Origin of the sequence: Rhodococcus sp. 1R11, assembly GCF_004563845.1 — a bacterium.
GTDB lineage: Bacteria > Actinomycetota > Actinomycetes > Mycobacteriales > Mycobacteriaceae > Rhodococcoides.
The window spans coordinates 162,032-185,230 of record NZ_SPNG01000011.1 but is presented as its reverse complement, the minus strand read 5'-3'; the positions used below and the strand labels follow the sequence as shown (position 1 = coordinate 185,230).

The following is a 23,199-nucleotide window of genomic DNA, read 5'->3' as shown; positions in this document are numbered from 1 at the left end:
CATCCGGGTCCCGATCCCCGAAACTAGCGATCAGCGAACGAACTCGCCGCGTGTCGCGAGGCCAGAAGGCCCCGAACGCCTCGGCTATCGCGACATAGTCAGCGGCGCGTTGCTCGACGCTCAGGCGTGCGGGACAGCGATGCCGGAGTACGAATTGCCGCACCAGCCGCCAACGCCTGCGATCGCCCCTCAGTCGATGGAGCATATTGCCATGGGGACGTCGGCGAACCGATCCATCAGGAACGTCGCGGCGGCACCGCCGTATCCGTCGATCAGCTGCGGCCCGAAGTGGTTGGGCAACACCGCACCCTGCAGGATCGGCGGCAACGGGTTGGTTCGGAATTCGACCGTGGCGCCTCGCCCACACCAGTCCTGGGCCAACTGCCGGGCCTGACCGTACGGCACGGTGTCGTCGTTGATTCCGCTGGTGATCATCACCGGCGCGTTCGGGGTACTGCGCCCGATCCGCTGCGCCTCGAGGATGGGCCCCGCCTGCGGAATGGCACCCAGGTTGTCGAGCATCGACTTACCGTCGATTGTCAACGATTCGGTACGTAGGAACGGGTACTTCAGGATGGTGTCGCCGATGCACTGCGTCGACAGATCGCTCAGCACCGCCTTGCCGTGATCGGTCAGTCGTTCGTCGATCAGCGGCAGCAAGCTCGGATCTCGCTCGACGAAACCGTTGAGGGCGTAGCCGATCACGCCTCCGATCAGCGTGCCGTCGACGGTCTTCAACACCTCGAGCAAGTCCGCTGTAGGAGCTCCGGCCCATGTGCCCTTCAGGTTCACCTCAGGCGCGTACTCCGCGGCCAGTTCGGCCGCCGCGGCTGCAGCTCCACCACCTTGGGAGTAGCCCCAGATACCCACGGGCGCATCGGCATCACCGAGAAGTTCGTTCGCGGCGCGGGCACCGTCGAGAACCGCATGAGCCTGCTCGACACGATTGACGTAGGTGTGCACGCCGGGTGTTCCCAACCCGATGTAGTCGGTGACGAAGACGTTCGCACCCATCGAACCCCACAGTGTGGAGGACAACGCTTCTTGGTTCGCGGAAATCGACAACGGCTGCGTCACAGCATTGACCGTCGTCGGGAACGCACGGGAGGGAGCGCACTGATCAGCTTGGCCCACCGTGCCGGGTGCGACGACGATGGTCGGCCGAGGACCGGCCCCACGCCACGGCACCTCGGTCTCGATGAACGCCCCCGACACCCCCACCGGCGAATCATCCTGCGTGCGCGACGTATACAGCACCCGCTTCGCCTGAACGGGGTAGACACCGTCCGGACCGGGCAGCGCCGCGAACAGCGACATCGGCTGAGTCCGCAGCACGGCACCGGGGTCGTCGACGATCTGTGCCGGTGGAACGTAGAAATCGTCGACGGGGTCGGCTTGCGCAGCCGGGGCTCCGAGCAGGGCCACCGAGGACGCGAGCACGGCAGTGACTGCGACGCCGATCATGTTGCGGTACAGATGCATCGATCTCTTTCTGGTGGGGGTCAGATAACGGAGCCGATGTCATCGGCAACGATGTTGTCCAGTGCGCGCTCGGCCAGTGCGGCGATGGTCATGGATGGGTTGCACGCTGCGGCGGTGCCGGGCATGAGCGCCCCGTCGAGGACGTAAAGCCCCCGCTGACCGTGGACGCGACCGTCGAGGTCACACACCGCGCCCATGTTGGCCCCACCCAACGGATGCCAGGTCGAGGGGAACAGCGCGTTGGTATCGGTGAGAACGCTGCCCGATCCGGCGATGCGACGCACCGTCGGATCGATCGATCCGTCCTGAATGATGCTGTCGCCGTTGGCCGGCCAATGCAAGCGCACCTGGTCGGCGGAGGAGTCGTAACCGAAATGTCCGCGGCCGCGGCTGACTCCGTAACCGACGAGCATCGTACTGTGGGCATCGAACGACAACGGCGGTATCGATGCCTGAATGACGGTGTGCGCAGTACTCGGGTCGTCCCAGTTGAGGCTGCCGTACACCACCGGGCCACCTTGTGGTGCGCCGAATTGCTGTTCGATACTCGACCACACGTAGATGCGATCGGCATTGGTGCCCCAGCCCTGCCCGAGCTGGTCCGGCAGGTCCGAGATCCCTCCGGTGGCACCGGCGCGCACCAGTAGCTTGGTGGTGTTCAGACTGCCTGCCGCCATGATCAGCGCTCCGGTGGTGAGAATCTTGTTCTCCAATACCGTTCCATCGGAATCTATTCGGTCGACATGGACCGTCCAACGGCCGTCGACGCCGCGTTCGATACTCGTGACGTCGTGCTGCGCGGCTACCGTGGCCAATCCGGTAGCCTCGGCGGCCGCGATGTAGGTGACGTCGACGGAGTGCTTGCCACCGTTGTTGACTCCGAACGCACCGGATCCGTCGGTGTACGACGGTGCCATCACCCCGCGCGTCTCGTCGAGGGCGAAATTCCAGTCGATCGGCATCGGGATCTTCGAGACCGGCAGACCTGCCTGCCGCGCGTTGGCCGCGAACGCCCGCGCCGCAAGGTAATTGGGCGTGTCGATCAGTTCGTCGGGAGCCTCCTCGAGCTGGAGCATCCGCGCCACACGCGGGTAGTGCACTCGGTCCAGCATCGACCAGTCGAGCCCGGCCGGGAAGTACTCCTCGAACACCGACTGCGCCGGCTGCAACGTCATACCTTGATAGACCAACGACCCACCGCCGACACCGGCAGCACACAGGGCCGTCATGTTGTCTCCGGGCACCGCCTCGAGCAAACCGACGTACGGGTCGAACGGGACCGGCCTACCGAACAGATTGGGACTCGAGCCGAACCACAGCATGCGCTTGTCCGGCGACGTGGCCCGCGGGAAGGTGTCGGCATTCGGTCCTGTCGGCCAGCGCCTTCCGCGCTCGAGCACCAGCACCGGCACACCGGCTTCGGCCAGGCGTAGCGCGGCGACGCCCCCGCCGAACCCCGATCCGATGATGACCACGCGATGGTCCTCGCGGGTGAGCGGGATCTGGGAACGCCGCCCACTGGATGCTCGGGCCTGCCCAGATCCCAATACTGCGGCCAGGCCCGCCACCGCGGTTGCACCGAGGAATGACCGGCGGTTCAAGTTCGACAAGAGTCCCCCAAGGATGTGTTGCAGCGCATCGAGACATGCATCACGTGCAGGTGCGGTGCAAAACTAGACAGAAGTGGGATCCGGTGTCAAGTTTTAGAGGTTGCTGTCAGAACAGGAGCGGGCAGAGCCAGCGCCGGAGATACGCCCGCAGACCGTCGTCGTCGCTGATCTGCGCGTCGTCGAACAGGATGACCGACAGCGCCACTCGAATGAGCATTCGCTCGATACCGTCGAACAGGGTGGAATCGAATTGCGGGTTTCGTTCGATGTAGCCATCGAGGAATTGACGAGCCACCGGCTCGGCTCGATCCACGACGTCCGGATCGAACAAGGGATTCGCATTACCCGAATGCAGCAACGTGTTGAGCACCGGCTCGCCGCGAACGACGTTGCGGGCGGACACGATCATCTCGACGACGAACTCGGACGGCGTTTCGGCTCGATCGGCGCTCTCACGGATGCCACCGAGGACTGCGAAGACGAGTCCGACCATCGCCTCGGAAATCATGTCCTCACGGGTGGTGAAAATCGAGTACACCGTCTGCCGCGTCACGCCCGCGGCACGCGCAGCCGCGGCAATGGTGACGTCCTCGAATCCACCCTCGGCAATGAGACCGAGTGTGGCGTCGAGAATCTTTTGCTTCGAACGCATGGTTCCGAGTATGACCGCTCCCGCACAGCCGCGTCGCCACCCACGTCCCATCAGTGCAGTTCGATCTGACTGCCTCGCATGGCCGGTGCACCCAACAGTGTTGTCCAGGAGGGAATTCGCGAAGGCTCCACGCCCGATCGGTTTGCGTAGACGACGGCCAGAGTCTCCCGCTCGACATCCGAGCCGGCGTACGACGCGGACGCGGCAGGAAACGCGACGTTCTGAGCAGTGGGTTCGCCGCCTCCCTGAGGACCGGGATTACGTGAGGGCACCTGATACGCACCGTCGTTGAAGGAGCCGCCGGAATACTGTGACATGTTCTCCCCTACCGGAGGGCTCGGTAGGCACCTGGGCGGTCGATCGTCCAAGAATCGCGGCTCGTCCTGGTTGGGTAGGTATCGCCCCTTGGGGTTGACGAACTCGGCTGTTCCCTGAATACCGGGAAAGTCGCCGTCCGTTTCGAGGACTTCGGGGATCTGCGGTACCACCGCGACGATCTGGTCGAGGAAGCACTCGACGGTGGGGATGTACTCCTGGAGGGTTTCGAGCGCTTCCCGAGAATCCGCTGCCAGGCTGATGACGTCGTCGGAGTTCGCAGCCACGAAGTCCGCTGTGGTCGAACTGCTCGAAGTCAATGACGCGATCAGCGTGTCGACGGCGGGCCGTCGTTCGACAACGGTGTTGCCGGTAGCCCGGAAGTTGTCCAACGCATTCACCAAGGACGGAAGAGCATCGGAGTATGTGTCGGCGAGGTCGGCGACCCCGCGAATATCGTCCTGCAAAGCGGGCATGTCGGCATTCAGCTGCTCGAAGATGTTCTCGAGGCGGTCGATCGTCGACCCGATCTGCTCGCCCCTTCCGGACAGACCTTGGGCGAGGGCACCGAGGGTACTGGCCAGATCCTGTGGCGGAATTGCCTCGAGCAGGGGCTGCAGTCCGTCGAGGAGAACTCCGACCTCGATGGCGTTGCCGCTCACGTCCTGCTCGAGCACCGATCCGTCGACGACCGGGTCCACCGGGCCGACAGGAACATTCAAGGCGACGTAACGCTCACCGAACAAAGTCTTCGGGAGCAATCGCGCGGTCGCGTCCGCGGAGATCATCGGAGCGAACGACGGCGTGATGGCCAGGTGTGCGACGACAGCCCCGTCGCGAACCGACGTCGAATCGACATGCCCCACCAGAACCCCACGCACCTTGACGTCCGCGCGGAGCGGCAACGAATTGCCCGCGGAGTTCAAGACCACATCGACGTCGACAGCGTCGTCGAATGTTCCGTCGTACCTGGTGACGGACCAACCGATGAAGACCGCCAGCAGAACGAAGAACACGGCACCGAGTGGAACGGTCGTCGTGCGCCGGCGTGACTCGATCATGACGAAGTGGTGCGGTCTGAGTGATTCATGCCATACTCCTTTGCGATTGACGGTATCGTCACGCATGGCGGTACCGTCAGTCAAGTGCCGTCGCCCCCGAGCTTCACGCTCCCGCCTACTTCGAGGAACCACATGACCAGCAACAACGGTGGCGCCAGCCCTGCTCTCGACGTGGATGTCGTCATCATCGGGTTCGGTCCCACCGGTGCCACCGCAGCCAACCTCCTGGGGCAGCGCGGAATCCGGACGGCCATCGTGGAGCGCGATATCTCCATCTATCCGCGCCAACGCGCGATCGCGTCGGACGAGGACGCGCACCGGGTGTGGCAGGGGCTCGGCCTGTTCGACGAGATGCTGGCCACGATGTCCTCGGACGTCCGGGTGCATTTCAAGAACGGCGATCGAACGTTCCTGTCGATGACGTCGTCGCAGAGTCATGGGCAGGGCGTGCCCGGAATGTGTTACTACCATCAGCCCGAGCTCGAACGTGTTCTGCGCCAGGGGATCGAACGCTTCCCCACCGTCACGGTCATGCCGGGATACGACGCGATCGATCTGTCGCAGGACGAGGAATCCGTCACCGTCACTCTTCGCCCTGCCGAGGGCGGACCGGATCGGCAGATCACCGGACGTTACGTGATCGCCTGCGACGGCGGCTCCAGCTCCATCCGTAAGCTCCTCGGAATTGCGTTGCCCGGCAAACACATCGAGGAACCCTGGTTCGACATCCAGCTCCGAGCCTGGTACGACCTGCCCGTCGACGCCCCGCTGGACTTCACCTTCATTTCCAACCCGCATCGTCCCGGCGTCGACTGCCCGTGCCCCATGGGCTACCACCGCGTCGAGTTCAGGGTCAACAAGGGCGAGACCGTCGAGCAGCTGCAGACCGAGGAGGGCCTACGCGGCCTGCTCGCAGAACGCGGGATCGACTACGACCAGGTCGAGATTTACCGGAGCTGGGGATACACCTTCCACATCCGGCAGGCCGAGAAGTGGAGCAAGGGACGGGTCTTCCTCGCGGGCGACGCCGCGCACATCATGCCGCCCTTCGCCGGGCAGGGAGTCTCGTCCGGGGTCCGTGACGTTGCCAATCTGTGCTGGAAGCTCGACGCAGTGCTCAACGTTCAGGCCGACCCGAGCCTGTTGGACACCTACGAGCCCGAACGCCGACCGAACGTCACCAAGCTCACCGCATTCTCACTGCGCATCGGCAAGCTGGTGATGCTCGGCAACCCTACTGCGGTGCGTCTGCGCGACAGCGTGATTCGAGCAGCCATGAAAGCCCCGGGCCTGGGGAGGGTCATCACGACGAATGGACTCAAGCCTCGCTACGAACTGGGCACGAAGGGCGGCTTCTTCGCCGCGAACACCCGACTACGCAGCCCTCGCGGCACCTTCATCCGCCAGCCATGGGTGGTGGGCTCCGATCTGGCCCCGGTCAGATTGGACACGATCCTGGACAACAGCTGGACCTGGATCGGATTTCCCTCCGCGCCCATCCCCCGCGCGCTCGCCGAGGCCGGCGTGCGCGAGGTGAAACTCGAATACGCCTCTGCCGTAGCCACTCACACCGTCGAGCCAGGACACTATGTCGACAGCGAAGGCGTCGTGGCGCGTCAGATGCGTAGATCTCGCGCAAGCGGATTTTTGGTTCGCCCCGACAGGTTCATCTACTGCAGTGATCGCGACATCACCGCGGACGATTACCAACGAGTGGCGTCGGTAGTCGGCGGGGCAAAGCTCTCGACATACGCCTGAATCGGCCGTTGGGCCGTCATCGAATGCCGACGATTTCGACGTCATCCGATGACGGGTCGCCGATCCTTCGTCAGTTCGTCGAGTTCGGCCTGCATAGCCGAGTGCACCCGCACTGCGAACTCCTCGGCCGTATCGTCGGCCTCGGGGCGCATGGGTGCGAGCACCGTCGTTTCGAGTTTGGTGGGCAGCGGCAGGTACGGAAGAAGCCCAACCAGACCGAGATTGACGCCCCACGGAATGGACACCGTCAGCGGAAACGTTTTGAGCCGCAGTACCTTGTTCAACCTCAGCGCCTTCGCCAATCGCTTCCCGCTGCCGAGTACCAGCAGGGACTCCCCTGCTCCTGCCGTGACGACGGGGACGATCGGCACCCCCGCCTCGATCGCCAACCGGGCGTACCCGGTACGCCCGTCGAAGAGAATCTCGTTGCGGTGCTTCCATGCCTTGAGCGCATCGACATCTCCACCAGGAAACACCAGGACGTTGTGGCCCTCCTCGAACGCTTCGAGTGCCGTCTGTTTGCTTGCGGGCCTGGCACCGAAGGGTTCGATCAGCTTTTCGGCATGCAGAGTCCACGCGATCTGGTGGGTCAGCGTGATCAATTCACGATCGATACCGAGCTCGTCGTATGCGGCCGCGAATGCGAACACGTTGAGATCGATGACTCCACCGAACCCATGGTTGGCGACGAACAGCACCGGGGTGTCCGGAACCGGTTGCGCTACGGTCACTTCCAATCGGTTGTAGAGGCGAACGGCACCGATACTCGTCGCGCGAACGACTCGAGCGAAGTTGTCCACCGCCGACTACCGGTCCAGTTGCAGGTCCGCCAGCGCGCCGGCGATCACGAAGCCTCCGGCAATTGCACAGCCGGCTGTTCTCGTTCGTTGCGGCAGGTGAGCGGTGAGCGCGAACGCCGCGGTGTCCCAGACGTCGACGGCCACACCTGCTCGCAGCAGAGTGCGCACGGCCTTCGGCGCGTACCGAGTTGCCGCGTACAGGCCGCCGCCGATGTAGATTTCACGAATTCCGAAGGTGCGAGCCGCAGCTCGCGTCGTCGCCACCGCCGCATCTGGCCCGGCGAGGAGTTCGTTGGCGCGAGTGGGTGCCACCATGTGGGCGATTCCGATCGCTGCCCGGGCGAGCCCGACCGCCTCGGGAAGACGACGAACCAGACCGGACTCAAAGCTGAAAGCCATGAAATTCCTTACGTAGTGGGAACAGCGGAGTCACGAGCAAGCCGTCTGAGCAGGCCGACGGCCTTCTTCATGCCGTAGGCAACGACGGTCGTGCGGCCGTCGTCGTGGTGCCACTGCAGGAGCGCCGATCCGTCGTCGACGGATCCTCCGAGGACGGTGGGTTCTCCCTGCAGAGGGAGTGGCCCGACGACCTTGATGGACAGTCCCAGAATCTCGGTCCAGAAGTAGTCGTCGGTAGGCGCACACGTGGGTTCGAGGCCGAGCGCGGAGGCCGCGGCTACCTTGCCCTGCGCGACGGCATTCGACCAGAACGAAGCTCGGCCGGAACCGGCACGTGAATACGCGACGTCGCCTGCGGCGAACACGTCGGGAACTGCTGTGGCACAGCGCTCGTCGATGGGAACACCTCGATCATCGGCAATCCCGGTGCCGTTCAACCATTCGGTCTCGGGCACATCACCGGCGCAGGTGACCACCACATCGGCGTCGAGGGTGCGGCCCGCGAACTCGATCCCGGTGACGGGGTTGCCCGTCAACGTAACCGGGCTGTCCGCGCGGAGAAACTCGACCGACGCGGCCTCGGCACGCGCGGTAATCGCGTCGGACAGGTAGCTACCCACTAGCCGTTTCAACGGAGGGTCGACGTCCACGACGGTGACCGCGATTCCGCGAGAGACGCAGGCACTGGCTACCTCCATGCCGAGGAATCCGGCCCCGACGACGATTGCCGTCTGCGCCGCATCGAGTTTCGGGCGTAGTGCCCGAACATCGTCGAAGGTACGGAGCACCGTCTCGCCCGTTTGCCCGGGAGCCGCGATGCGACGTGCGGCCGCTCCGGTAGCGATGATCAAACGATCGTATGGAACATGAGTACCGTCAGCAGTGGTGACGACGTGATCTTCGGTATCCACCGATACGGCCCGATCACCGTAAGTCTCGAGGCCGAGGTCGGAGAGATCCCACGTTTCCGCCTCGGCCGCTTCACCTTTCAGGACGTGCTTGGACAACGGCGGCCGGGCATAGCAACCGTCGGCATCGGCCCCGATCATGGTCAGTGGACCGTCGTGGCCGCGGGCCCGCAGTTCGCGGACTGCCGTGCACGCGGCTATGGAGTCTCCGACGACGACGATCCTGCTCTCGAGAGAGCTCACGCCTGTTCTCGCAGTGCCGCTACCGGGCACACGCCGACCGCAGACCGGGCCGAGGCTGCGAGGTCGTCGGGAATGTCGTTGCCGTCGAAGGCGTAGTGCAGTTCGCCCTCGTCATCGAGGCTGAACACCTTGGGTGCCTGTTCGGCACAGATGCCGTGGCCCTCGCAGCGATCCCAATCGACGTCGATCCTCATGGCTGTGTCCCTTCTGCTGCCACCAATTTCAGGGGCAACCGTTCGTATCGATGAATGACGTTGTTGACAGCTCGTACGGGTGTTCCTGTGGGAACGAACTTCTCGACTCGCTGCGCCAGCACCCGGAGCATGGTCTGGGCTTCCAGGCGGGCGAGCCCCTGACCGGCGCACCCGTGCACACCGGATCCGAAGCCGAGTTGACGCGCCGCGTCACGGGTGATGTCGAAGGTGTCGGGGTTGTTCCATTCACGCTCGTCGCGGTTCGCCGACGCATAGACGACCAGTACGCGAGCACCTTTCGGAATTCGCGATCCGTCGATCTCGACGTCATGGACCGCACGACGCGAGAATGCTCTGATCGGCGACTCGTATCGAACGACCTCGTTGATCGCATTGGGTATCAAGTCCGGGTCCTGCCTGATCGCCTGCCACTGCTCGGGGTGCCGGGCGAACAGGTCCAGGGCGCCGGAAATCGCCCCGATGGTGGTATCGAGCGAGGGACCGAGGTAGTCGATCATCAGCGCAGGACAGGCCGACTTCTGAATCTTGTTGTCGTCGGCGGCCTTCAGGACATCGTCGCCCATGCTCCCGGGAATCACCGATCGATCTCGCACCACGCGCCGCGAGAAAGCGAGCATCTCGGCGGCACCCTTGACGGCGGTGATCGAGTGCCGGTTGACGGGGCCGAGGGAGTCGAATGTCGCGCCGGCCCAACGGAGTAGATCCTCTCGGCCGTCCTCCGGCCACCCGACGAGATCGGGCACGATCGACATCGGCAGGGCTGTCGCGAGATCGTCCACGCCGTCGACGAACTGTTTGCTCAGTGCCGCGTCGACGATGCTGTTCGCTTTTTCCTCCACAGCCGCTTTCATCTTGCGCACGGCCTTCGGAGTGAGTCGATGCGCGAGCACCGATCGCTTGGTCGCATGCTCGTCGCCGTCACTGTTCAGTGTCGTTCCGCGGCCGAGCCGATTGGCGACGGGATTGAGCGCCACTCCGTCCCCCGAGATGAAGGTCTCGTCGTCGAGCAGCACGGCCTTGCAATCCGCGTAACGCGGGACGGCGAATACCTGCTGGCGCGGCAGCCACACCACCGGACCGAGGGCGCGTAGCCGGGCGTAATGGGGGTACGGGTCGAGGATCGCATCGGTGGAGTACAGATCGGTGCGGTACTGCGGGATCGTCGCGTTCGTCGTCATGAGGTCCTTCGGTGCCGCCGGAAGTCGATTCCCCTGCCGTCGCAAGGTGTTGACGATATCGTCACTCATGCCACGGCCGTACGTCAAGGTTTTTTGACGAATTCGTCATCATTGATTCGCGATAGGCTGCACTCGACATCGCAGAGCAGGAGCAGATCGTGACCGAAGGCAACCGCGTCGAGCGCCGCAAGGCACGCACCAGAGCCGCGCTGATCCAGGCCGCGCAAGGGTTACTCGCCAACGGGAACACCAACGCACCCGTGCTCGAAATAACGCAGGCCGCCGACGTCAGCAACGGATCGTTCTACAACTACTTCGAGAGCAAAGAAGAACTGTGGCAGGCCGCCATCGACGCCGCTCTCGAGTCCGTCGGCGACTACCTCGATTCGCTCACCGTCGGTTTCGAGGATCCGGTCGAGAAGTTCACCCAGTCTTTCAGATTGTCCGGGCGCCTGTTCCGCCTCGAACCGCAACTGAGCCGCGTGCTGCTCAACTCCGAGGCCGCCGCGTTCGCCGCAGCGGGCGGCCTGGCACCACGGTCGCGTCGCGATATCGAATCGGCCGCAGCGCAGGGAAGATTCGACGTCGACGATCCGGATCTCGCCCTCGCGATAGTCGCCGGTTCACTGCTCTCCATGGGCCGCCTGCTCCTGGCACAACCCGACCGCGACGAGGCGGCGACGGTCGACGGCACGACCGAGCGAGTGCTCCGCGCACTCGGCATATCGACCGACGAGGCTCGCACACTGTGCAGTAGTCCACTGCCGGCGTCGTACAGCGGCGACGTCCACGCGGCCGTGGTACCCACGGCGTCCGTCCGGGACGGCGGCGAAAGCTGATCCGCGTACGGCTCTAGTCGTCGACGGCCCTGGGGGCCACACTGAGGGCCTCCTGCGCCGACATGTCGGCCTCGACCGCGCCCTGCAATTCGGCATCGTCGACGCCGACTACCAACGGGACATCGACGTCGGTCTGCCCACGTACATCCGCGAGCCCTTGCTCGTGTTCCTTCGCGCGCCGATAGACGGCGAGTGCTGCGTCTTGTTTCTCTTGCGCCGTGGCCATGCCGTCAGGCCCTCTGGTGTCGGGGTGGGCCGTGCACAGGTACCGGTGCCGGGACTGCCCGAGCAGCCGGCTCGGTCTTCCGACTCCCCCCGCCGGTGTCGATGTCGAGAAAATGTTGAAGTTCGTCGTGAATCGGAGTGTCCGTCATGGGCCTTGACCTTCTCGACCTTCGGTGATGCAGATCGTTCGGCTTCGCTGAACCATTGGTGATGCTCGGTGGACCGTGTGACCCCGACTCTACGGCCCTTCGGAATCCTGCCGTCGGCCGACGGAATCGACCATCCGGGCCGCCAACACGGCAACTCGAGTGTTCTCTCGCTGCGATTGCTGCACCAACGCGGCGAATGCAGCCTCGGGATTGATCGACTGCGTTGCCATCAGGATGCCCTTTGCCTGCTCGATGGTGGCCCTGGTCGCCATCGCCGCTCGAAGACCGACCACTTCCTGCTTCGCCTCCGCCGTGTGCCGGGAATTCCATACTGCCGCTTCGACCGACGTGACGAACATTTTCACCACCACTTCGTCGATATCGTTGAAGCCATCGGCATCGAACCCGTAGATGTTGAGCGAGCCTGCATGCTCGGAGTCGACGGCCAGCGGTGCCGACAGGTAACTCTGCACTCCGATGTCTGCCGCTGCGGCTGCGAATGCGGGCCAGCGAGTAATGACTTCGTCGATTCGGACGCACACCATCCGATCGTGGCGCGCAGCTTCGAGGCACGGCCCCTCGTCCGCTCGGTACTGATCGGCATCGATATCCACCACGCGAGCGTCCGAGAATGCAGCGGTGGCAGGATTCTCCGAATCATGATGCAGCAGGGTAACTCCCGCCATATCCGCCCCAGGAATTGCCACCACGGCCTGCTCACACAGGCCCTGCAGCACAGTCTCGAATCGGCTGTGCTCGAGCAATATTCCGCGGAACACATCGAGCGCCTCGAAGGTGTCTTCCGCGAAATACGTCGTCGCACCCGGCACGTGAGATCGCCTCGGGAGTGCCGCCGCGATCTGCTCGTCGAACGCGGCGGCGGCCGCTCTCTCGGCAGCCGAATCGTCCGGCGGTCCCTCGGACATTCGATCGGTCACGTGATCCCGCCCCCATACGATGCGGCCATCACACCCTTCGCCGTGAACGAGCACCCCACGGCGTTGGCCCTCGCCGAATGTTACAACCGTACGCCCGCTGTCAACCCGAACTGGATGAATCGGACACCGAGCGTGAGCACCCGGGGCACTACTGCCCGGTGACATCCAGTGCGGCACCGACGATCGAATCTGTGTCGATGTGATGATGCTTGTACACCTCGTCCAAAGAGCCCACCTGACCGAAGTTGCTGACGCCCAACGACGTCGACGCCACGCGGTTCACCGTGGCCAGGAACGCCAACGTGTGCGGATGGCCGTCGAGAACGGTCACCATCGGTGTCGCCCGATCGGCCGGCAACAGCTGATCGAGAATCCACGACTCCGCGTCGCCGTGCCCCTGCCGCGCCTGGACGGCTCGATAGAGCTGGCCCGGACTCGTGATGCACAGTACGTCCGCGAGAATGCCGATGCGCTCCAAACGTGCTGCAGCGTCGAGAGCTTCGGGCATGAGCGCACCCATCGCGGCGATCGTGACGGTGGCTCCGTCTCGTCGGACGAGCGGATAGCCGCCGGCCACCACCTGCTTGCGCCTGCGTTCGCGGGCCGCCGGATCGCTGGGCACGTCGGCCAACGTCTGATCGACCGGACGGGTCGACAGGCGCAGGTACGCCGAGGTGCCGTCGGGACGACCCAACTTGGCGATGCTGGCGAGCAACGTCCACTCCACGTCGATGGCAAAAGCCGGCTCGTACGAGATGCACCCGGGCTGCTCCAGACCGATCGACGGGGTCTTGATCGACTGGTGCGCACCACCTTCCGCGGCCAACGTGACACCCGACGGCGTACCGACGAGAATCGACTGACCGCCCGCGTAGATGCCGTACGACCACGGTTCGAGTGCGCGTTCGACGAACGGGTCGTACATCACCCCGATGGGGAACAGCGGCTCTCCCCACCGGCTCCACGTCGCCCCGAGCTCACCCATCAATCCGACCAGATTGGTCTCTGCGATACCGAGTTCCATGTGTTGACCGGTGGGACCCTCACGCCAGTGCATGATGGTTTCGGCATCGTCGCCGAACCAATCGTGCCGCTCCGACGAAGACCACACGCCGACCTTGTTGACCCAACCGCCGAGATTGGTGGTCGAGCTGACATCGGGACTGACCGTGACGACGCGTCGCGCCGCATCCGGGGCCTCACGCGTCAGGTCGATCAGGGTGCGGCCCAGCGCGGCCTGTGTCGTGGCCGTGCCCTTGGGAGTCCGGCCGATGTCGGTGGGAACTGCAGGCGGTGCCGCGACGGGCACCGGTTCGCGGCGCAGCCGTTCGGCGACATCGGCGCACAACTGCCCGGCCGCTGTGGCGTCGTCGAAACGTCCCCAGGGCGAGTCGGCATCCGTGCCGAGAGTCGCTGCGAGTGAGGCATATTCCTCGATCGTCAACAGGGAGGAATGGTTCTGTGGGTGCCCTTGCGTAGGGAGCCCGAAGCCCTTGACCGTGTAGGCGATGATGACCGTGGGGCGGGTGTCGTCGATCTGCGCGTAGGCCTCGCGCAGCGCGTCGAGATCATGGCCGCCGAGATTGCGAATCGACTCGGTCAGAATCAGATCGTCGAGGTCACCGATGAGCGCCGAGATCGTCGCGGCATCGGAACCGTTGCCGGGCAACCGATCTCGCAACTCGGTCGCCGAGCACCGCAACAGCCGCTGATACTCGGGATTGGGCATGTCGAGGATGCGACGCCGCAGGGCGTCACCACCGGTACGCGCGAACAGGTTCTCGAGCAGCCGACCGAAACGCACGGTGATGACCTGCCAGCCTGCCGCGTCGAACATCTTCTCGAGGCGACGCGCGGCGATGTTCGGCACCACTCGGTCGAGGGACTGCCGGTTGAGGTCGACGATCCAGACGATCTCGCCCAACTCACCGATGCCCGGATCGATGACGGCCTCCCACACGGCACCCTCGTCGAGCTCGGCATCTCCGACGAGCGAATACTGCCGGCCGCGAAACCCGCTCGGAGCGTCTTCGGAAAATGCGGAGTCGACGAAGCGGCGCGACATTGCGCCCCAAATAGGAGCCGTGGCACCGATACCCACCGATCCCGTCGAATAGTCGACGGTATCGGGATCTTTGGCGCGCGACGGGTAGGACTGCAGACCACCGTACGAGCGCAATGTCGTCAGATATTTCTCGTCCAGCTCACCGAGAAGGTAGTTGATGGCGTGCAGCACCGGCGACGCGTGCGGCTTGACCGACACTCGGTCGCCTGCTTCGAGCTGCTCGAACCACAGCGAGGTCATGATGGTGACCATCGACGCGCACGACGCCTGATGACCGCCCACCTTGAGACCTGTCGGATTGGGCCGGATTCGGTTGGCGTGGTGAATCATCGACGTCGACAGCCACAGCACCCGCTCGGAAATGTCGTGCAGGGTTTCGCGCCCACCGGTGACCGCGTCTCCGTCGGTCGAATTGCCGGTGGTCGAGCTGAGGCTGGTCATGGCGAGCACTCCTGAAATAGGCGACGAAAGATTGCATCGAGTGGACGTGGCGGGACCGGATGGGCCGGCGTCACTCCATGAGGCAAGCGTTCGGATTGCGAAGCGCCGAGTCAGTCGCGTCTGTGATGCAACCGGCGTCAGTCGACCAGAGCTTGACCGGCTGCGCAATAGAAGTGAGTCAGGTTGGGCATTCTGCGCAATATCCCGAACACGCAGTTGCAGATTCTGGTCGACCTGATCACCGAGACCCGGCACCTCGACGAGTCGCAGAATCGATGACGGCTTCGAATGCATCGACGATCAGCGCGACCGATTCGTCCAGATCGAGATCCACCGATTCGAAGAAGGCGTCGGCGGTTCGATCGAGGAAGCCGGTCCACCCCGAAATAGCGACAGCGACCAGTGGCGGCAACGGATCCGGGAGTTCGGCCAGGACTGCAACCTGACGCTGACCCTCGGCGCGAGCCTGACGGAGGGCGCTCTCGACGCCGGCCTCGCCGAATTCCTCCTCCCGCACTACGCGCAGGTACAGCGCGCGGTGATCCCGCAGAAACTCGATGTGCCGTCGAACGAACCCTTCCAGCCGAGCTCGGACGGTCCGCTCTTCGGATTGCGGCCCCTGCGCGTCGGACAACTTGCCCAGAACGTCGGCCAGTGCAGCCTGCACCAGGCCCTGCTTGTCGGTGAAGTAGTAGAAGAGCAACCCGTGCGCCACACCCGCTCTGCGCGAGATCGCCGCCGCACTGATGTCTGCGCTGGCACCTTCGGAGATCATCTCGATCGCGGCGTCGATCAACGCCTGACGGCGATCGCGACGTGGGCGGGCACGCCGCGACGGCTCTGCATCGTCGACGTCGTTCGAAGGCACCGTCCGAGACTAATGCAGATCGAGTCGGCTATTGCGTCGACCTCTTGCGTTATGTGCAGATCATCTGCAATATGTGCAACCGGGCCGGAGTTGCCGCGCTCACCATCGAGGAGGTCCGATGATCACAGTGACCAGTGCCGCGGGCGGGATCGGACGGTTGCTCGTCCGGCAGCTGACCGCGCAGAAGATGCCCGTCCGCGCTGTCGTGAAGAACGACAGTCAGGCTGCGACCACCCGTCGAGACGGGGCAACAGAGGTCGTCGTGGGCGATCTGCGGTCGCCCGACACGCTCGACAGAGCCCTGGCCGGCACCGACGTCCTCTATCACGCGGCACCGACCCAGGTCATCGACGAAGGACCGATCATCGAGCACCTGATCGCAACGACGCCGGCAAGCGGGTTGCAGCACATCGTGTTTCACTCCGTCATCCATCCGGACCTGCATCAGCTGACACACCATCACCAGAAGGACATCGCCGAGGGCCTGCTCCGCGACAGCGGAATCCCCACCACGGTGCTCAGGCCGTCGCACTACATGCAGAACTACCTGGAAGTGTGGGAGTTCCTGCAGGCAGGCGTCATGCCGTACCCGGTGTCACCGGACAGCGTCATGGGTGTCGTCGATCTCGCCGACGTCGCCGAGGCCGCGGCGAACGTGCTGATCGAACCGTCGCCGCACATCGGCCGCACCTACGACCTGTCCACGGTCGAACTCACCCGGCACCAGATGGCCGAGATCTGGTCTCGCGTGCTGGGCCATCCGGTGACCGCCATCCGCATCCCGCCCTCGTCTCTGACCAACACGCTCGACGTTCTGCCTGCACTCCCCGCCGTCATCGGTCACGCTGTGCGATCGACGAAACTGAATTCGATCGGGCACCTCGTTCGCGGTGCGCAGGCCGCGTCGAACCCCCGCGACATGAAGAGTTGGCCGGAAGACGCACGTCAGGCGTACCGCACGATGATGACCCATTACGACCGCCATGGTCTGCCCGCGGGAGACTTGACGGTTCTTCCGACCCTGCTCGGACGAGCACCCACCTCGTACGAAGAGTTCGCCCGCCGCTCGGCCGCCGAGCTCGGGCGCTCGGACCGATGAGCCCTGGAGCTTGTCGATACCGTCCGGGCCGCTCGCTGGTCACCGGCGCGAGTTCCGGAATAGGCGCCGAGTTCGCGCGCGTGCTGGCCGCCCGCGGCTCCGATCTGGTGCTCGTCGCGCGACGGGAAGATCGTCTGACAGCGCTGGCGGACGAGCTCGAATCGACCTACGGTGTGCGCTGCCGAACAGTGCCCTGGGATTTGTCGGAGGAGGCCGGTGGTCGGCGGCTCCGCGCCATCGTTCCCGAGCGCATCGACCTCATCGTCAACAACGCAGGATTTGCGGTCCAAGGACCGTTCGTCGACGGCGACGCCGACGATTTCGAGCGACTCGTCGCCGTCGACATCCGCGCGGTCGTGGACATCTGCTCGGCGTTCCTGCCGGACATGATCGCCCGTACAGCAGGCACCATCGTCAATGTGGCCAGTACGACGGCATTCCAACCTGTCCCGACTCTTGCCGTGTACGCGGCCGCGAAAGCCTTCGTGCTGAGCTTCAGCCAGTCGCTGTGGTACGAAGCAGCGCAACATGGAGTCAGAGTGTTCGCACTCAACCCCGGCCCCACCCACACCGAATTCTTCGACGTCATAGGCGATTCGGCCACAGCCACCGGTACCTACCAGAGACCGGCCGACGTCGTCGCCACCGCCATGAAGGCACTCGACGCCAAACGTTCACGGCCACATGTTATTTCCGGTCGCCGCAATGCTCTTCAGGCGGCGATGGCGGGTATCGTCCCCGCACGAGTTCTACTCCCGACCCTCGCACGAATGCTGCACTAGACTGTCACGATCATGGCCAGGGTCTCGAGATTCACACTCGCCGATCGCCGAGAGGCGGTGGCACGGGCATTCGGGGGTTCCGAAAGCCCGGCAGCCGTGGCCACGGACTTGGGCATCCACACCACCACGCTGTACCGCTGGGCCGGATCGTCGGCCACAGACGAACCCGGGCCCGCACCGACACGCCTCATCGAGGCCACCCAGGAGCTCCTTCGGCACGCCGACTACGCAGACATCACGATCGAAAGTGTCGCTGCGCAATGCGGTCTGGCCCCCAGAACGGCCTTCCACCATTTCCCCAACAAACGCCAACTGTTTCAGGCCGCCGTCGACGACGCCGCCACCGTTCTGATCGAACGCATCCGTGAACGGTCTGCGGATGCCGGATGGCCGAACACCCCACTCGAGCAGCTGCAGACATTTCTGCGAATAGCGGCCGAGAGCATCTACGAGACACCGCGCACGCACGTGCTGTTCCGCAATCTCGGAGTCCCGAAATCCGAAGGTACAGCTGAGCGTTGGCACGACAGCTTCGTCGATGCCATCACCGAACTACTCCGCGCCGCTGCCGAAGCAGGGCAGATCGACAACGCCACGGACCTCCCTGCCTCAGCCCGACTGCTCACCGGTGCCATGCGCGGCATCCACACAGCGGTGTTCGACGGTGCCGACGCCGACACGGCATTGGCCCTCGTCGGCCGTGTTCACCTTCTGATCCCGCCCGCCTGATTCCAGGACGTCTTCTCACCTACGGCATCGGTCGACGCTCGCAATCTACTGACTGTCAGTCAAATTATTGACTGACAGTCAAACTGCACTTAATCTGGACCACACTCCGATCGCGACGAAAGGTCGATTCATGAGCGCAACGCACGATGCACCGACGATCGAGACGCAACGGGTCGCGCCCGACTACATCGCGCATTGGGTCGTCAAATCTGCGCGAACCGAGGAGATGGTGCGCTGGTACGGCACGGTGTTCGGTGCCGAGATCGCCTACCAGGACGACGAGATCACGTTCTTGACCTGGGACGACGAGTCGCATCGACTCGCGATCATCGCCGTACCCAAGCCGGTGAAGTTCCTGTTCCCCTTCGCCAAGCTGCGGCGCAAGGCTTACGGCATCGATCACATCGCCCTGACGTTCCGATCTCTGGAACGACTGCTGGAGAACTACGTGCGGCTCAAGCGCCAGGGCATCCTCCCGGTGTGGTCCATCAACCACGGACCGACGATCTCGCTGTACTACGAGGACCCCGACGGTATTCGGCTCGAATTCCAGGTGGAGAACTTCGACCCCGACCACACCGCGGCCTTCTTCTTCACCGAGGAATTCGCACGCAATCCCATCGGCGTCAACATCGACCCCGCCTACCTCCTCAGCCGACTCCGAAACGGAGCGACCCACGAGGAACTGCGGCAGCGTGAGGCCGGGACCAGGCCCGGCCGGCCGGTGATCGCCAACAAGAAGACCATCACGCCGAAAACTCTGTAGGGGGAGAACGAACAGCATGTCCGTCAACATCATTCGAGCCACGGACGGCTGGTGGCGTCTCGACGGCGACCAGGCCGTCAAGATCGACACCACTGCGCAGACCACCCGTGAGCTACTGGCCGACCGGACGGCTATCGACGCCGCATCGGGGGCAGGCACGAATGTCGCCGAGCTCGAACCCCTCTCACCCATCACCGCGCCGTGCCGAGTGGTGGCTCAGTTGCTCAACTACCGATCCCATGCGATCGACGCCGGCTCGGACCCGAAGACCCTGCAGCCGACGTTCTTTCGTAAGTCGTCCGCGTCGATCAGTGGCCCGAACGATCCCATTCGGCAGCCCCCGGAGGTAGCGCTGCTCGACTACGAGATCGAGCTGGGCGTCGTGGTCGGTGCCGATATCCCCATCGGCACAACCGTCACCGACGACAACCTCGCCTCCTACGTGGCGGGCTTCGTCGTGGCCAACGACGTGTCGGCTCGGGAGATCCAGTTGACGAAAGTGCAGGTGTACGAGAGCAAGTCGTATCCCACGTTCACCCCACTAGGTCCTCGGCTGGTGCTGCTCGACAACGACGAGCTGCGACGACTGCCCGACCTACGCATGACTCTGGCCGTCAACGGAGAGATCCGTCAGGACCAGACCATCGGCGACGACCTCATCACGCCGCCCGCCGAGGCCTTCACCAGACTGGCCCGTTTTCAGAACATGACCGCAGGCGACGTCCTGTTGACCGGAACTCCGATCGGCACGGCAATCTCCGCGCCGCCCAGGGTGATTCAGAAGATCGGTGAACTCATCCCGCCTGCGCTGAAGTGGAAGTTCTTCTTCGCACGCCAAGCCAAGAACCCCAAATACCTCTCGGTCGACGACGTCGTCACTGCCACCATCCGCACTCCGGACGGGTCGATCGACCTGGGGACCCAGGAAACCGTAGTCCGATGAGCACTCCTGTCGTCATCATCGGTGCCGGTCCGGCGGGTACCACTGCAGCGCTTCTGCTGGCGCGCAGAGGTATTCGAACGGTGTTGCTGGAGCGTCGAACCAATCCCCTGTTCCATCCGGCGGCTCACGTCATCAATGCTCGGACGCTGGAGATCTGGAACGAGTACAGCCCCGAACTGGCCAAGTCAATTGCGGCAATGTCGCCTCCGCACGAACAGGTGAATCTGATCAGCTGGTACGGCGACCTGGCCGGTGACGCCATCGGGTCGATCGACCTGCTGTCCGATCCCGAGCGCAAAGCCATCGTGGAAAGCCAAAGCCCGTACATGGTGTCGCACATCGGCCAGCACATTCTGATGCCCGTGCTGTGGGACGCCGTGGACGCCGAACCGTTGATCGAGTTTCGCCGCGGAGTCTCCGTCGAATCGGTCGACACGAACTCCTTTGACGCGCGCATCGCCTTCCGCACCCTGACGGGTGACGTCGACGAACTCGGTGCGCCGTATGTCCTCGCCTGCGACGGTGCCAACAGCGCGACCCGCGACGCGGCCGGGATATCGCTGACCGGGCCGGTACTCGCCAACATGGGCAGCGCGTTCTTCACGTCGACAACACTGTTTCCCGACGACGCGCGTCCGCTGTTGAGTTGGATCTACACCCCGGACCTGTGCGGAGTGCTCATCTCGCACGCCGACCACCGCTACATCCTGATGACGGCCTATCTGCACCCCGCGCAGGAGATCGCCAGGAACGGCCGCCGATTCTGGGAGAAGACGCTACCGAAGGCGTTGGGTACGAACGACTTCACGCTCGAATCGACGGGCACGTGGGTGATGACGTCACAGACGGCCGACACGTTCCGCCACGATCGGCTGCTGTTGCTGGGCGATGCCGCTCACCGCTTTCCGCACACCGGCGGCTTCGGGCTCAATTCGGGAGTGCAGGATGCCCACAACCTCGCGTGGAAGCTCGATGCCGTGCTCTCCGGTGCGGCAGGCCCGGAGCTGCTGGACACCTACGACACCGAGCGTCGGCCCGTGGTGGAGAAATTCGCCGAACAGAGTGTGGCCAACCACTTCCGCATGGACGACATCGGCAAGCGCGTCGGGATCACCAACGCCATGCTGGCCAAGGCAACTCAGGCCATGGGGCGGGCACCACTGAACAAGATCCCGGACCGACTGATCGCGCCCATCGCGGCCGCAGCAACCCGCAAGCAGATGAGTCGGTCGCGAAGCCTGCGCCCGGACGTCCCCGGGTCGGCGGAACTGCGTGCCGAAATTACCGCGGCGATTCCACTGCAGTTGGAGCATTTCGTCTCCACTGGTCTGCAATTCGGCTACCTCTACGACAGTCCACTGATCGCCCAGGACGCGTCGACGAAGCCCGTGGAAGATGTTGTCGATTACGTGCCCACCACCTACCCCGGTGCGCGATTGCCGCACGCGCTCGTCTCGGTCGACGGGCAACTCGTCTCGCCGCACGACGTGTTGGACCCGAACATGTTGACGCTGTTCACCTTCGATGGTTCTGCGTGGGAAGCGGTGATTGCTGGTATGCGTGATGTGCGCCCGGGTGTGTCGCTCGTCGTACTGGACGCACCCGTCGGCGTCGATCGCAACGAGCTGATATCGCTGTACGAAGTAGGTGAGTCCGGAGCAGTCCTCGTCCGACCCGACGGTCACGTCGCCTGGCGTACCAACGATTCGGGGAGTTCGCTGTCCGACTTCCTCGAAACGCACTGGAGAAAGTACTACGCCGCCTGACGGACCGTCGACAACCGTGATCGGAGCCTGATTCCCACCGTCACGACGGCGACGATCGCTGCGGCAAATACTGCCGTCCATCCGACCGTAACGTTCGTGAGCTCGCCGCCGAGACGCCCCTGTGCCAGCCACCCCAGACCCCAGACGATGGCGAGCATCGGAGCAACGGCCCCGTTGGAATAACGCGCCAGAGTCACCCCGACCAGTGCTGCGACGGCCAGTACGACGACTGCCCAGACCGTTGCGCCGCCGGTCACTCCGAGATCGACCAGCCACGCCGAGATGTTGGCGATTGTCGCGACGCACACCCACCCGAGATAGAGGCCCATCGTGCCGTCGGTGATCACCGCGTCGGCCACGGATTCCGGGCGTTGCTGTTGCAGGAGTACGAACACGCGCACGAGAGCGGCCAACAACGCAACGATGACCACCACGCTGAGCCACACCTGCCCGAACTGAATCGCGAGAATCCACGCCGGATTGAGCAACATCGACGCGATAGCCGGTGCCCGCAAGGCGTCGTGACGTGCAGTTCGACCGGGTAAGAACTGCCAGACGGCATAGACGATGAGACCGGTGTAGATCACCGACCAGATCGAGAACGCGGGACCAGCGGGAGCCACCAGCGTCGACGTGGCACTGAGCGCCCCGCCAGCTGCCTCGGCAATGGGCGTCCCTATCCACGCGCCGGACCCGAGAAACGACACCACAACCGCAACGACCGCACTGACAACGACGCCAATCCTCATGGCTGCGATAGTCCCCGAAAAACGGAAGCGACAAACCCTGAACTGCAATGCCGCTACGTTGTGCTGATGACATGGCGATGGACGGTGGGACTGATGCTCGTCGCCATCACCGCGGTCACCTGTGCCTCACCAGCGTCGCTGAGTCCCCACCGGGTCGTCGCCGAAATCGGATCTGCAGAGGCATTTCGGTGCGACCGAGGGCCCCAGATAGACGAGCCG

At 64.1% G+C, this 23,199-nt stretch carries 22 protein-coding genes; 8 read left to right on the top strand and 14 right to left on the bottom strand.

Annotated elements, in window-relative coordinates:
* Nucleotides 1–189: 189 nt before the first annotated feature.
* The 4 genes from E4P29_RS19565 to E4P29_RS19550 form a co-directional block, all read right to left on the bottom strand.
* Nucleotides 190–1,482 (bottom strand): lipase family protein, encoded by a 1,293-nt coding sequence (locus E4P29_RS19565; protein ID WP_245154406.1) that lies wholly within the window; start codon nt 1,480–1,482, stop codon nt 190–192.
* Between the two features lie 20 nt (nt 1,483–1,502).
* The gene (locus E4P29_RS19560) at nt 1,503–3,092 is read right to left on the bottom strand and encodes a GMC oxidoreductase (RefSeq protein WP_135046801.1); all 1,590 of its coding nucleotides are present in this window, start codon (nt 3,090–3,092) and stop codon (nt 1,503–1,505) included.
* A 106-nt stretch (nt 3,093–3,198) separates the two neighbouring features.
* Nucleotides 3,199–3,744: a TetR/AcrR family transcriptional regulator gene (locus E4P29_RS19555; RefSeq protein WP_135046800.1), complete on the bottom strand. Its 546-nt coding sequence runs from the start codon at nt 3,742–3,744 to the stop codon at nt 3,199–3,201.
* A gap of 50 nt (nt 3,745–3,794) precedes the next feature.
* A complete protein-coding gene (locus tag E4P29_RS19550; protein ID WP_135046799.1) occupies nt 3,795–5,120 on the bottom strand; it encodes an MCE family protein in 1,326 nt (441 codons plus the stop codon).
* Nucleotides 5,121–5,252: 132 nt separating this feature from the next.
* Here E4P29_RS19550 and E4P29_RS19545 point away from each other — a divergent pair, with 132 nt between their 5' ends.
* Nucleotides 5,253–6,878, top strand: coding sequence for an FAD-dependent monooxygenase (locus E4P29_RS19545; protein ID WP_167735543.1), 1,626 nt, complete (start codon nt 5,253–5,255; stop codon nt 6,876–6,878).
* A 41-nt stretch (nt 6,879–6,919) separates the two neighbouring features.
* On the opposite strand, the gene E4P29_RS19540 is transcribed toward E4P29_RS19545, so the two are convergent.
* The 5 genes from E4P29_RS19540 to E4P29_RS19520 are packed head-to-tail and all read right to left on the bottom strand — an operon-like array spanning nt 6,920 to nt 10,621.
* Nucleotides 6,920–7,678, bottom strand: coding sequence for a 1-acyl-sn-glycerol-3-phosphate acyltransferase (locus tag E4P29_RS19540; protein WP_135046797.1), 759 nt, complete (start codon nt 7,676–7,678; stop codon nt 6,920–6,922).
* Nucleotides 7,679–7,684: 6 nt separating this feature from the next.
* Nucleotides 7,685–8,077, bottom strand: a complete 393-nt coding sequence (locus tag E4P29_RS19535) for a hypothetical protein (RefSeq protein WP_135046796.1) — start codon at nt 8,075–8,077, stop codon at nt 7,685–7,687.
* An 8-nt stretch (nt 8,078–8,085) separates the two neighbouring features.
* The gene (locus E4P29_RS19530) at nt 8,086–9,228 is read right to left on the bottom strand and encodes an FAD-dependent oxidoreductase (RefSeq protein WP_135046795.1); all 1,143 of its coding nucleotides are present in this window, start codon (nt 9,226–9,228) and stop codon (nt 8,086–8,088) included.
* On the bottom strand, nt 9,225–9,422 hold the full coding sequence (locus E4P29_RS19525) for a ferredoxin (protein ID WP_027495453.1): 198 nt from the start codon (nt 9,420–9,422) through the stop codon (nt 9,225–9,227). Before E4P29_RS19525 ends, E4P29_RS19530 begins: the two co-directional genes overlap by 4 nt.
* A complete protein-coding gene (locus E4P29_RS19520) occupies nt 9,419–10,621 on the bottom strand; it encodes a cytochrome P450 (RefSeq protein ID WP_135046877.1) in 1,203 nt (400 codons plus the stop codon). Before E4P29_RS19520 ends, E4P29_RS19525 begins: the two co-directional genes overlap by 4 nt.
* 158 nt (nt 10,622–10,779) lie before the next feature.
* Between E4P29_RS19520 and E4P29_RS19515 the strand changes: the two genes are divergently transcribed.
* Nucleotides 10,780–11,460 (top strand): TetR/AcrR family transcriptional regulator, encoded by a 681-nt coding sequence (locus tag E4P29_RS19515; RefSeq protein WP_135046794.1) that lies wholly within the window; start codon nt 10,780–10,782, stop codon nt 11,458–11,460.
* A 13-nt stretch (nt 11,461–11,473) separates the two neighbouring features.
* Here E4P29_RS19515 and E4P29_RS19510 read toward each other — a convergent pair whose 3' ends face one another.
* The 4 genes from E4P29_RS19510 to E4P29_RS19495 form a co-directional block, all read right to left on the bottom strand.
* Complete coding sequence (locus tag E4P29_RS19510; protein ID WP_135046793.1) at nt 11,474–11,686, bottom strand: hypothetical protein; 213 nt, start codon at nt 11,684–11,686, stop codon at nt 11,474–11,476.
* A 237-nt stretch (nt 11,687–11,923) separates the two neighbouring features.
* Entirely contained in the window at nt 11,924–12,772 is an 849-nt protein-coding gene (locus tag E4P29_RS19505) for a GAF and ANTAR domain-containing protein (RefSeq protein ID WP_167735542.1), read from the bottom strand.
* Nucleotides 12,773–12,920: 148 nt separating this feature from the next.
* Nucleotides 12,921–15,278, bottom strand: coding sequence for a pyruvate dehydrogenase (locus E4P29_RS19500; protein ID WP_135046791.1), 2,358 nt, complete (start codon nt 15,276–15,278; stop codon nt 12,921–12,923).
* A 238-nt stretch (nt 15,279–15,516) separates the two neighbouring features.
* The gene (locus E4P29_RS19495) at nt 15,517–16,146 is read right to left on the bottom strand and encodes a TetR/AcrR family transcriptional regulator (RefSeq protein ID WP_135046790.1); all 630 of its coding nucleotides are present in this window, start codon (nt 16,144–16,146) and stop codon (nt 15,517–15,519) included.
* A gap of 118 nt (nt 16,147–16,264) precedes the next feature.
* Between E4P29_RS19495 and E4P29_RS19490 the strand changes: the two genes are divergently transcribed.
* The 6 genes from E4P29_RS19490 (at nt 16,265) to E4P29_RS19465 (ending at nt 22,231) form a co-directional block, all read left to right on the top strand.
* On the top strand, nt 16,265–17,245 hold the full coding sequence (locus tag E4P29_RS19490) for an NmrA family NAD(P)-binding protein (protein ID WP_135046789.1): 981 nt from the start codon (nt 16,265–16,267) through the stop codon (nt 17,243–17,245).
* Nucleotides 17,242–18,027: an SDR family oxidoreductase gene (locus E4P29_RS19485; RefSeq protein ID WP_135046788.1), complete on the top strand. Its 786-nt coding sequence runs from the start codon at nt 17,242–17,244 to the stop codon at nt 18,025–18,027. The genes E4P29_RS19490 and E4P29_RS19485 overlap by 4 nt, the downstream gene beginning before the upstream one ends.
* A gap of 12 nt (nt 18,028–18,039) precedes the next feature.
* Complete coding sequence (locus E4P29_RS19480) at nt 18,040–18,756, top strand: TetR family transcriptional regulator (protein WP_135046787.1); 717 nt, start codon at nt 18,040–18,042, stop codon at nt 18,754–18,756.
* A 130-nt stretch (nt 18,757–18,886) separates the two neighbouring features.
* Nucleotides 18,887–19,522: a VOC family protein gene (locus E4P29_RS19475; RefSeq protein WP_135046786.1), complete on the top strand. Its 636-nt coding sequence runs from the start codon at nt 18,887–18,889 to the stop codon at nt 19,520–19,522.
* Nucleotides 19,523–19,538: 16 nt separating this feature from the next.
* Nucleotides 19,539–20,465 (top strand): fumarylacetoacetate hydrolase family protein, encoded by a 927-nt coding sequence (locus E4P29_RS19470; RefSeq protein WP_135046785.1) that lies wholly within the window; start codon nt 19,539–19,541, stop codon nt 20,463–20,465.
* Complete coding sequence (locus tag E4P29_RS19465; protein ID WP_135046784.1) at nt 20,462–22,231, top strand: FAD-dependent monooxygenase; 1,770 nt, start codon at nt 20,462–20,464, stop codon at nt 22,229–22,231. The genes E4P29_RS19470 and E4P29_RS19465 overlap by 4 nt, the downstream gene beginning before the upstream one ends.
* On the opposite strand, the gene E4P29_RS19460 is transcribed toward E4P29_RS19465, so the two are convergent.
* Nucleotides 22,219–22,980, bottom strand: coding sequence for a TspO/MBR family protein (locus E4P29_RS19460; protein WP_135046783.1), 762 nt, complete (start codon nt 22,978–22,980; stop codon nt 22,219–22,221). The two genes, E4P29_RS19465 and E4P29_RS19460, sit on opposite strands and share 13 nt — an antisense overlap.
* Between the last annotated feature and the right edge of the window lie 219 nt (nt 22,981–23,199).

Excerpts from the sequence above, each read along its gene's own strand:
- E4P29_RS19470 (WP_135046785.1), top strand. The coding sequence starts at position 19,539 with ATGTCCGTCAACATCATTCGAGCCACGGACGGCTGGTGGCGTCTCGAC.
- E4P29_RS19480 (WP_135046787.1), top strand. The coding sequence starts at position 18,040 with ATGGCCAGGGTCTCGAGATTCACACTCGCCGATCGCCGAGAGGCGGTG.
- E4P29_RS19500 (WP_135046791.1), bottom strand. The coding sequence starts at position 15,278 with ATGACCAGCCTCAGCTCGACCACCGGCAATTCGACCGACGGAGACGCG.
- E4P29_RS19475 (WP_135046786.1), top strand. The coding sequence starts at position 18,887 with ATGAGCGCAACGCACGATGCACCGACGATCGAGACGCAACGGGTCGCG.
- E4P29_RS19545 (WP_167735543.1), top strand. The coding sequence starts at position 5,253 with ATGACCAGCAACAACGGTGGCGCCAGCCCTGCTCTCGACGTGGATGTC.
- E4P29_RS19550 (WP_135046799.1), bottom strand. The coding sequence starts at position 5,120 with ATGATCGAGTCACGCCGGCGCACGACGACCGTTCCACTCGGTGCCGTG.
- E4P29_RS19565 (WP_245154406.1), bottom strand. The coding sequence starts at position 1,482 with ATGCATCTGTACCGCAACATGATCGGCGTCGCAGTCACTGCCGTGCTC.
- E4P29_RS19535 (WP_135046796.1), bottom strand. The coding sequence starts at position 8,077 with ATGGCTTTCAGCTTTGAGTCCGGTCTGGTTCGTCGTCTTCCCGAGGCG.
- E4P29_RS19520 (WP_135046877.1), bottom strand. The coding sequence starts at position 10,621 with ATGACGACGAACGCGACGATCCCGCAGTACCGCACCGATCTGTACTCC.
- E4P29_RS19485 (WP_135046788.1), top strand. The coding sequence starts at position 17,242 with ATGAGCCCTGGAGCTTGTCGATACCGTCCGGGCCGCTCGCTGGTCACC.
- E4P29_RS19525 (WP_027495453.1), bottom strand. The coding sequence starts at position 9,422 with ATGAGGATCGACGTCGATTGGGATCGCTGCGAGGGCCACGGCATCTGT.
- E4P29_RS19460 (WP_135046783.1), bottom strand. The coding sequence starts at position 22,980 with ATGAGGATTGGCGTCGTTGTCAGTGCGGTCGTTGCGGTTGTGGTGTCG.
- E4P29_RS19555 (WP_135046800.1), bottom strand. The coding sequence starts at position 3,744 with ATGCGTTCGAAGCAAAAGATTCTCGACGCCACACTCGGTCTCATTGCC.
- E4P29_RS19510 (WP_135046793.1), bottom strand. The coding sequence starts at position 11,686 with ATGGCCACGGCGCAAGAGAAACAAGACGCAGCACTCGCCGTCTATCGG.
- E4P29_RS19465 (WP_135046784.1), top strand. The coding sequence starts at position 20,462 with ATGAGCACTCCTGTCGTCATCATCGGTGCCGGTCCGGCGGGTACCACT.
- E4P29_RS19490 (WP_135046789.1), top strand. The coding sequence starts at position 16,265 with ATGATCACAGTGACCAGTGCCGCGGGCGGGATCGGACGGTTGCTCGTC.